The following is a 3236-nucleotide window of genomic DNA, read 5'->3' as shown; positions in this document are numbered from 1 at the left end:
TGGAAGACTTTACTTCTGTGTTCGGTATGGGAACAGGTGTGGCCCTTCCGCCATCATTACGGAACTAGTTTAACTAGTTAGTTTTATTTAATTATGATTGCTTGTATCAAATGTCTTTGATGATCACTTTTTAAGTGGATGGTATTTTTTAATCATTCTTTTCTTAGTCCTTACGGATAAGAATGCTTAAAAAATGCCGAATGCTCATCATCCTTCGCACGCTTTCGCTTTGCTCAGTACGGGTTTTTACAAAACCCGGATGATCATTCAAAACAGCACAGTGTATAAATGCTTGGATCAAGACCTCGGTCGATTAGTACTGGTCAGCTCCATATGTTACCATACTTCCACACCCAGCCTATCTACCTGATCGTCTATCAGGAACCTTAACCATTTCTGGTGAGATATCTTATCTTGAGGGGGGCTTCGTGCTTAGATGCCTTCAGCACTTATCCCTTCCAAACTTAGCTACCCAGCTATGCTCCTGGCGGAACAACTGGTGCACCAGTGGTTTGTCCGTTCCGGTCCTCTCGTACTAGGAACAGCTCCTCTCAAATATCTGACGCCCACGACGGATAGGGACCGAACTGTCTCACGACGTTCTGAACCCAGCTCGCGTGCCTCTTTAATGGGCGAACAGCCCAACCCTTGGGACCTGCTTCAGCCCCAGGATGAGACGAGCCGACATCGAGGTGCCAAACCTCCCCGTCGATGTGGACTCTTGGGGGAGATAAGCCTGTTATCCCCGAGGTAGCTTTTATCCGTTGAGCGATGGCCCTTCCACTCGGAACCACCGGATCACTAAGCCCGACTTTCGTCTCTGCTCGAGATGTCTCTCTCGCAGTCAATCACCCTTTTGCCTTTGCACTCTAGAAGATGGTTTCCAACCATCCTGAGGGTAACTTTGGGCGCCTCCGATACTTTTTAGGAGGCGACCGCCCCAGTCAAACTGCCCGTCTGACACTGTCCGATGACCGGATTACGGCCACTCGTTAGAATTCCAATAGTACAAGGGTGGTATCCCAAGGTTGGCTCCTTCGAAACTGGCGTCCCAAATTCTTAGCCTCCCACCTATCCTGTACGTGTACTACCAAAACTCAATGCCAGATTGCAGTAAAGCTCTACGGGGTCTTTCCGTCCTGTCGCGGGTAACTCGCATCTTCACGAGTACTACAATTTCACCGGGTGTGTTGTCGAGACAGCGCTCAAATCGTTACGCCTTTCGTGCGGGTCAGAACTTACCTGACAAGGAATTTCGCTACCTTAGGACCGTTATAGTTACGGCCGCCGTTTACTGGGGCTTAAATTCGCACCTTCGCTTGCGCTAAGCACTCCTCTTAACCTTCCAGCACCGGGCAGGCGTCAGCCCCTATACATCATCTTTCGATTTAGCAGAGACCTATGTTTTTGCTAAACAGTCGCTTGAGCCTCTTCTCTGCGGCCCCCCTTAAGGGGCACTCCTTCTCCCGAAGTTACGGAGTCATTTTGCCGAGTTCCTTAACAACACTTCTCCCGCTCATCTTAGGATTCTCTCCTCGCCTACCTGTGTCGGTTTACGGTACGGGCACCCTCTCTCTCAATAGAAGCTTTTCTTGACAGCGTGAAATCAGCGACTTCCCTACTTATTTTTCGTTCCCCATAACGCCTTGGCCTTAAGACCAGGGGGATTTGCCTCCCTGATCAGCCTTGACGCTTGGCCCAGCTTTTCCAACCGCTGGGTTCGCTTATCCTTCTGTGTCACTCCATCTCTCAAACAATTAAAGGTGGTACAGGAATTTCAACCTGTTGTCCATCGCCTACGCTTCTCGCCTCGGCTTAGGCCCCGACTTACCCTGAGCGGACGAACCTTCCTCAGGAAACCTTGGGCTTTCGATGGTGAAGATTCTCACTTCACTTTCGCTACTCATGCCAACATTCTCTCTTGTCCCCAGTCCACCTAACCTTACGATTAAGCTTCGCCCCTGGGACATTGCTCCCCTACCACTATGGTAGTACCATAATCCATCGCTTCGGTGCCAGATTTTAGCCCCGTTCATCTTCGGCGCACAACCACTCGACCAGTGAGCTATTACGCACTCTTTAAATGTGTGGCTGCTTCTAAGCCAACATCCTGGTTGTTTGTGCAGTTGCACATCCTTTCCCACTTAATCTGGACTTGGGGACCTTAGCGGATGGTCTGGGCTGTTTCCCTTTTGACTATGAGACTTATCTCACACAGTCTGACTGCTGTATATAAGTGTATGGCATTCGGAGTTTGATACGGTTCAGTAAGCTTTACGCCCCCTAGCCGATTCAGTGCTCTACCTCCATCACTCTTCTTTACAACGCTAGCCCTAAAGCTATTTCGGGGAGAACCAGCTATCTCCGTGTTCGATTGGAATTTCACCCCTATCCACAACTCATCCAAGCCTTTTTCAACAGACACTGGTTCGGACCTCCACTTGGTTTTACCCAAGCTTCATCCTGGTCATGGATAGATCACACGGTTTCGGGTCTACAGCATGCAACTTGTCGCCCTGTTCAGACTCGGTTTCCCTGCGGCTCCGTACCTGAAGTACTTAACCTTGCTACATACCGTAACTCGTTGGCCCGTTCTACAAAAAGCACACCGTCACTTGCGCTCCGGCTGCTTGTAAGCACAGGGTTTCAGTTTCTATTTCACTCCCCTTCCGGGGTTCTTTTCACCTTTCCCTCACGGTACTTTCCGCTATCGGTCAATCAGTAGTATTTAGCCTTGGGGGGTGGGCCCCCCATCTTCCCACAGGGTTTCACGTGTCCCGTGGTACTCGTCGATTACCCACTCACTTTATTTTCGCTTACGGGGATCTCACCCTCTTCGTCCGGCCTTCCCATGCCGTTCAGCTAATAAAGTCAATTTGATGTAATCCGGGCTCTTCCTCTTTCGCTCGCCGCTACTCAAGGAATCGATGTTTCTTTCTTTTCCTCCGGGTACTAAGATGTTTCAGTTCCCCAGGTTCCCTCCATAACGCTATTGATTCACGTTACAGTGACTGGTCTTCTACCAGCCGGGTTTCCCCATTCGGATATCTGCGCTTCAACGGTTATGTGCACCTACACGCAGCTTTTCGCAGCTTGTCGCGTCCTTCATCGGCTCTGATTGCCAAGGCATTCACCCTGTGCTCTTTTCTTCTTGATCCTCTTTGATGTTACGTTTTCGTGTTAAAGAAATTGTATTTCAAAATTTTATTTATACACTATGCTGTTTTCAATGATCG

2 rRNA genes are annotated in these 3236 nt (G+C 49.4%); both read right to left on the bottom strand.

Features of this window, described 5'->3' with window-relative positions:
- Positions 1 to 64: ribosomal RNA gene (gene rrf, locus Q7P33_RS17765) — 5S ribosomal RNA — on the bottom strand; the annotation flags it as partial.
- A gap of 229 nt (positions 65 to 293) precedes the next feature.
- Positions 294 to 3157, bottom strand: a 23S ribosomal RNA gene (locus Q7P33_RS17760).
- Between the last annotated feature and the right edge of the window lie 79 nt (positions 3158 to 3236).

It is taken from the genome of Acetobacterium wieringae (assembly GCF_026646375.1).
Classification (GTDB): Bacteria; Bacillota; Clostridia; order Eubacteriales; family Eubacteriaceae; genus Acetobacterium; species Acetobacterium wieringae_A.
This window is presented reverse-complemented; position numbering and strand designations above follow the sequence as displayed.